Genomic DNA, 6,043 nt, shown 5'->3' with positions numbered 1-6,043 from the left:
CCACACCCCAATACCCTGGGCCCCGGGCGCCCTTTCATATTTACTAACCGTTTCCAAAAAACTTTTTGGCCAACCGTTTCGTACTTCTCACGGTCCGGTGGGGCGGTGCCCCGCGCTTTCGTGGTCCGACGGCGCGGGGTGTGGCGAGGCGGCCCGGGATCGTCACGCGCCGTCGCGGACGACCTCGCACGGTCGCGGCGCCGCCCCTACGCTGGTCACGTGGCATCCATCGGCATCATCGGCACCAGCCCGAGCTTCTACAGCGACATCGACTACGACAACGATTCCGCGCCCCTGGTGGCGGCGCTCGAGACGCGCGGGCACCGCTCCGCGCGACTGGACTGGCACGAGGACCTGGACTGGGACGCATGGGACCTGCTCGTGCTGCGCAGTCCGTGGGACTACGCGACCCAGCCCCGTGCGTTCGACGCCTGGCTGGAGCGTGCGGGCACGGCCTCGCGCGTGCTGAACGACCCGGCCCTGGTGCGCTGGAACATGGACAAGCGCTACCTCGCCGACCTCGAGCGCGAGGGCGTGGCCGTCGTCCCCACCGAGTACCTCGAGGACGGGAGCGAGCTCGCCACGGCGCTCGTGGGGCGCGGCACCGAGCATGTGGTCCTCAAGCCCGCCGTCGGCGCCGGATCCCGCCTGACCGGCCTGTTCAGCGCCGGCGATCCCTCCGCGCAGGCGCTGGGCCTGGAGATCCTCGCCGAGGAGGGCACCGTGATGCTGCAGCCCGAGGTGCCCGAGCTCTCGGCCGGCGCGGAGAAGGCGCTGTACCTCATCGACGGGCACTTCACCCACGCGATCGCCAAGGGCGCGCTGCTCGCCCGCGGCGGCGGCCTCATCGGCGGCGTCTACGAGGAGAACCCCGTGGTCGTGGAGACCACGGCGGAGGAGCGCGCCTTCGCCGAGCAGGTGCTCTCCGCGGTGGTCGCGGCGACGGGCCAGCAGATGCCGCTGTACGCGCGGATCGATACCGTGGACTCCGCGCACCACGGGCTCGTGCTGCTCGAGGCCGAGCTGTTCGAGCCCACCTTCAACCTCCACCTCGCGCCCAAGATCGTCGAGGTGTTCGCCGAGGCGATCCTCGCACGACTCCCCCAGGGGGCTTGAGCCGCCCGGCCGACGCGGAACCCCGGCCTTCGACGCCACCAGGAAGGATCCCGCAGATGACTCCCGAGCAGGACACCCCCGACCAGCGACACGAAGCCCCCGCCGAGCGGCACGATGCCTCCCGCCCCGTGCACGTCATGAGCTTCAACGCGCTCTTCCAGACGGACTCCACGACGCCCGACGAGCCCGCCCACTGGGCGCACCGCGCCCCCGCGATCCGCGAGCTCATGGCCGCGGTGACGCCGGACCTGCTGGGCCTGCAGGAGATGCAGACGCACACCTTCGGACCGATCGAGGAGGGGCTCGGCCGGGCGTACCGGGCCGTCGGCACCATGGGCGTCAAGGGCGGCAGCCAGGGGCTCATCAACCCGATCCTGTTCAACACAGAGCGCTTCGAGCTGGTCGCCTGGGACCAGTTCTGGCTCTCGGACACCCCACGCGTGATCGGCTCGACGACCTGGGGGAACACGGGCCCGCGCGGTGCCACCTGGGTGCGTCTGCTCGATCGCGAGAGCGGGCGCGAGCTCGTGCACCTCAACACTCACCTGGACCACGTCATCACGCAGGCGAAGGCCAAGGGCGCGCAGCTGATCGCCGACCGTCTGCGCCAGTTCGCGCTGTGGGGTCTGCCGACGATCACCACGGGCGACTTCAACTCCGTCGCCGGCGACTCCCCCGCCTACGAGATCCTCGTCGAGCGCGCCGGCCTGCAGGACTCATGGGTCGCGGCCGAGCAGCGGCTGAGCCCGCAGCTGTCCACCTTCCCGTTCTTCGGCGAGGTCGAGGAGTCCGACTTCCGCATCGACTGGATCCTGCTCAGCGAGGGCGTGCGAGTGCTCGACGCGACGATCGACGCCCGTCGGCCCGGCGGGGTGTTCCCGAGCGATCACCTGCCGGTGCAGGCGCACGTGGTGCTGCCGCAGTAGGCGCGGGGGCGCTCATGCCCCTCGCGTGCGGCGTTCGATGTCGCCGGGTGAGGTCTCGGCCCCATATACGCGTCGAGTCCTCACCCAGCGATATCGGCCGGCCCGATCAGCCGCGCCCGATCATCACCCCGCGAAGCCCAGCAGGTGGCGCATGGCCAGCTGCTGCAGGCGCACGAAGCCGAAGTTCCGCGCGCCCGCGGCGTCGACGTCGAAGTCCTCGTAGGCGCTGCGGTCGGCCAGGAGGTCGGCGAGGGACTCGCCCGCGCCCAGGGTGGGCTTGCCGAGGTCCTCGATGCCCGAGTACGCCAGGGCCTCCTGGACCTCCGGATCGGCGCGGAAGGCCAGCGCGCGCCCCTTGAGCATCAGGTACATCTCCATGTTCGCCGCGGCCGCGTCGTACTGGCCCTTCTCGTGCTCGGTGCGCGAGGGCTTGTAATCGAAGTGGCGGGCGCCGTCGAAGGCGCCGGGCTTGGAGGGGAAGCCGTTCTCGAGCAGGTCCACGGTGAAGAACGCACTGATCAGGTCGCCGTGGCCGAACACCAGGTCCTGGTCGTACATCGGGCCGTGCTGGCCGTTGAGGTCGATGTGGAAGAGCTTGCCGGCCCACAGCGCCTGGGCGAGGCCGTGGGTGTAGTTCAGCGTCGCCATCTGCTCGTGGCCGGTCTCGGGGTTGATGCCGATGATGTCGCGGTGCTCGAGCTGCTCGATGAAGGCGAGGGCGTGGCCCACGGTGGGCAGGAAGATGTTGCCGCGCGGCTCGTTGGGCTTGGGCTCGAGGGCGACCCGCAGGTCGTACCCCTTGTCCTTGATGTACCCGGCGACGGTGTCGATGCCCTCGGCGTAGCGCTGATGCGCGGCGAGCAGGTCCTTCGAGCCGTCGTATTCGGCGCCCTCGCGACCGCCCCACATGACGAAGGTCTTCGCGCCCAGCTCGGCGGCGAGGTCCACGTTGGTGAGGACCTTGCGCAGGCCGTAGCGGCGCACAGAGCGGTCGTTGCTGGTGAAGGCGCCGTCCTTGAAGACCGGGTGGGCGAAGGTGTCGGTCGTGATCATCTCGATCACCAGGCCCGTCTCGTCCGTGACCTTCTTCAGCTGCGCGATGATGCGCGAGCGCTCCTGGGCGCTCGCGCCGAAGGGGACCACGTCGTTGTCGTGGAAGGTGAAGCCCCAGGCGCCGATCTCGGCGAGCCGGCGAATGTGCGCGGTGAGCTCGAGCGGCGGGCGCGTCGGGTCGCCGAACTGGTCCTTCGCGGTCCAGCCGGTGGTCCACAGGCCGAAGGAGAAGCGGTCCTCGCGGGTGGGGGTGGGAGCGGTCATCGTTGATCTCCTCTGTTTAGTAAGATGCAGCAACTAACCTACGGGCCGTCGCCCGTGGGCACAAGTGGGCGGACGGGGCGAGGCCCTGCACGCCCAGCGGATACGCTCAGCGGGCCGACGAAGATCCCCCCGGGCCTCGGCCCGGCGAGGAACGACGCGGCGCAGGCCATCGCACGACGAGAGGAGCATCCCCGTGCAGTCCACCCATCTGCGGGAGCACAACCTCTCCCTCTGCCTGCGCACCCTCACCTCAGCGCCCGAGCCGCTCTCCCGCGCGGGCCTCGCCGCCCGCACGGGGCTCACCAAGCCCACGGTCTCCAAGCTCGTCGAGGAGCTCATCGGGGCGGGCCTCGTCGCCGAGGACGCCCCGCTCATCCACGGGACGGGTCGGCCGATGGTCCCGCTGCGACCCGCTCGCGGCACCCTGCTGGCTATCGGCCTCGAGGTCACCGCCGACGGCGTCTCCTGCCTCGCCACCGATCTCACCGGCGAGGTGCTCGCCGCGGCCGACGAGCCGCTGACGGCCGCCGGCAATCCGCCGAGTCTGGTCATCGAGGCCTGCGGGCGTCTCGTCGCCCAGGTGCGCGGGGCGGCGAGCGCCGAGTCGCCGACGCCGCTTCCCGTGGTCGGGGTGTGCGCGGCACTGCCGGGTCGGATCGATCCGGCCGACGGCTCCGTGCTCTCCGCGCCCGGGCTCGACTGGAAGGACGTCCCGTTCGTGGCCCGGCTGAGGGAGCGCCCCGAGCTCGCCGGCCTCACCGTGCTCGCCCAGAACGACAATCGGCTCTCCGTGCTCACCGAGCTCGATCAGCGACCCGGCCAGTCCTTCCTCTACCTGCGCGGGCACACCGGCGTGGGCGGGGCGGTCGTGCTGGGCGGACGCGTGCTCGAGGGCGAGCACGGATGGGCCGGCGAGTTCGGGCACATGGTCGTCGAGCCCGGCGGGGCGCTCTGCCGGTGCGGGCGACGCGGCTGCCTCGAGGCGTACGTGTCCGCACACGCCCTGCGCGAGCGGGCCGGGCTCGGCCCGGCCGCCTCGCTGGAGGAGCTGGTCGACGCGCTCGCCCGCGAGAGCGGGGACGGCCGGGCCGACGGTCGCAGCGAGGTGATCGGCACGATCGGCCGCGCGATCGGCACCGCCGTCGCCAACGCCCTGAATGTCCTGGACCTCTCGACCGTGGTGCTCTCCGGCCATCTCGCACCGATCGGCGAAGAGATCGGGCCCGTGATCAGCGAGACCGTCGCCGAGCACGCGCTCGCGACCGAGGCCGGCCCCATCACGATCGAGCGCTCGGACGCCCCGGCCGACCTGGCTCTGCGCGGCGCCGCACGGTGGGCACTCGAACCCGTCTTCGCCGCTCCCGGCCAGTGGATCGCCCGCGCGGCCTGATCCGAGGCCGCCCCTGATCAGTCGGTGCGCGTCGGCGCCGGCCCGGTCGACTCCCGCTCCACGAGGCGCGTCTCGAGCTGGAAGGGATGGGCGAACAGCTCGGGGTCTGCCGCGAGTGCGAGCAGGCGCTCGACGGCGACCTGCCCCATGGCGAACAGCGGCTGGCGGATCGTGGTGAGCCGCGGCCAGGTCCAGCGGCACACGATCGTGTCGTCGAATCCGAGCACGCTGAGGTCGCCGGGCACGTCGAGTCCGCGCCGGCGCGCCTCACGCAGCACGCCGACGCCGAGTCCGTCGGAGGCGGCGAAGATCGCCGTGGGCGGGTCCTTGAGATCCAGCAGCTGCGCGGCGCCGAGCTCCCCGTCCTCGTCATCGAAGCGGCCGTGCCGCACGAGCGCGGGATCGAAGGCGATGCCCTGCTGCTCGAGGCCGCTGCGGTACCCCTGCAGGCGCTGCCTGCCGGGGATCGACTCCTCCGGGCCGGCCAGGGTGGCGATCCGGCGGTGGCCGAGTGCGGCGAGGTGTCGGACGGCCGAGACCGCTCCCTCCCAGTTCGTCGCCGCGATCGTCACCAGGTCCGGCACGGGCGCGCCGACAGCCGCCTCCGGGACCGAGATGGGGTCGATGACGATCAGCGGGAGATCGAGCTCGCGACTCCAGCGCGCATGCTCGGGGCCGACGGGAGTGGTGACGGCGATGACCCCCGCGGCGCCGCGGCGGGCGGCGTCCTCCATCCGCTCCCGGGTCAGCGGCTCGCGCGCGCCGAGGTCGCCGCCGCCGGTCTCGACGAGGAGCTGCGCGCCCGCGCGCCGGGCGGCGTGCTCGGCTCCGGCGAGGATGTCGATGACGTAGGGGCTGTCCAGGCGCGGGAAGCGGATGAGCGCGACAGGCCCGGGAACGGCCGCACGGGCCCGCGGGGAATAGCCCAGCTCCTGGGCGATGCGTGCCACGCGTTCGCGGGTCTCCCTGCGCACGTCGGCGCGCGCGTTCATGACCTTCGAGGCCGTGGCGAGCGAGACCTCGGCACGGCGCGCGACCTCGCCGAGCGTCACCTTCCGCTGCTGCGCGTCCGTCCGGCCGCGTTCCGCTGCGCCCTCACGGATCTCGTGACCTCGCTGTTCGCCCTCGTCGGGCTCCGCCCCCTGCACATCGAGCATCCCGTGGCCCCCTTCTCACCCCTGTCGACGGACCGCTGCGTGGCGATGTTTTCGAAACCTTTTCGCCGCTCGGCGATGGGCACACCGTACCCGCTTCGAGTCTGCACCCACGCACCGTGCGGCCGCATCGGCACCGA

General features: G+C 71.9%; 5 protein-coding genes. 3 read left to right on the top strand and 2 right to left on the bottom strand.

Annotated elements, in window-relative coordinates:
- Positions 1 to 219: 219 nt before the first annotated feature.
- Together ACFQ53_RS01715 and ACFQ53_RS01710 are read left to right on the top strand one after the other, a co-directional pair.
- Positions 220 to 1,116, top strand: a complete 897-nt coding sequence (locus ACFQ53_RS01715; protein WP_377854429.1) for a RimK family alpha-L-glutamate ligase — start codon at positions 220 to 222, stop codon at positions 1,114 to 1,116.
- A 56-nt stretch (positions 1,117 to 1,172) separates the two neighbouring features.
- On the top strand, positions 1,173 to 2,042 hold the full coding sequence (locus tag ACFQ53_RS01710; protein ID WP_377854426.1) for an endonuclease/exonuclease/phosphatase family protein: 870 nt from the start codon (positions 1,173 to 1,175) through the stop codon (positions 2,040 to 2,042).
- A gap of 123 nt (positions 2,043 to 2,165) precedes the next feature.
- Here ACFQ53_RS01710 and xylA read toward each other — a convergent pair whose 3' ends face one another.
- A complete protein-coding gene (gene xylA, locus ACFQ53_RS01705; RefSeq protein WP_377854423.1) occupies positions 2,166 to 3,359 on the bottom strand; it encodes a xylose isomerase in 1,194 nt (397 codons plus the stop codon).
- Between the two features lie 193 nt (positions 3,360 to 3,552).
- Here xylA and ACFQ53_RS01700 point away from each other — a divergent pair, with 193 nt between their 5' ends.
- Positions 3,553 to 4,749, top strand: a complete 1,197-nt coding sequence (locus ACFQ53_RS01700; RefSeq protein WP_377854420.1) for an ROK family protein — start codon at positions 3,553 to 3,555, stop codon at positions 4,747 to 4,749.
- Positions 4,750 to 4,766: 17 nt separating this feature from the next.
- Here the strand turns inward: ACFQ53_RS01700 and ACFQ53_RS01695 are convergent, their stop codons facing one another.
- Positions 4,767 to 5,906 carry a LacI family DNA-binding transcriptional regulator gene (locus ACFQ53_RS01695; RefSeq protein ID WP_377854417.1) on the bottom strand — a complete coding sequence of 380 codons (1,140 nt, stop codon included), beginning with the start codon at positions 5,904 to 5,906 and terminating at the stop codon, positions 4,767 to 4,769.
- Positions 5,907 to 6,043 lie beyond the last annotated feature (137 nt).

Origin of the sequence: Brachybacterium sp. NPDC056505 (assembly GCF_042794925.1) — a bacterium.
Taxonomy (GTDB): domain Bacteria; phylum Actinomycetota; class Actinomycetes; order Actinomycetales; family Dermabacteraceae; genus Brachybacterium; species Brachybacterium kimchii.
This window is presented reverse-complemented; position numbering and strand designations above follow the sequence as displayed.

Coding starts and splice junctions, on each gene's coding strand:
- ACFQ53_RS01710 (WP_377854426.1), top strand. CDS start 1,173: ATGACTCCCGAGCAGGACACCCCCGACCAGCGACACGAAGCCCCCGCC.
- xylA (WP_377854423.1), bottom strand. CDS start 3,359: ATGACCGCTCCCACCCCCACCCGCGAGGACCGCTTCTCCTTCGGCCTG.
- ACFQ53_RS01695 (WP_377854417.1), bottom strand. CDS start 5,906: ATGCTCGATGTGCAGGGGGCGGAGCCCGACGAGGGCGAACAGCGAGGT.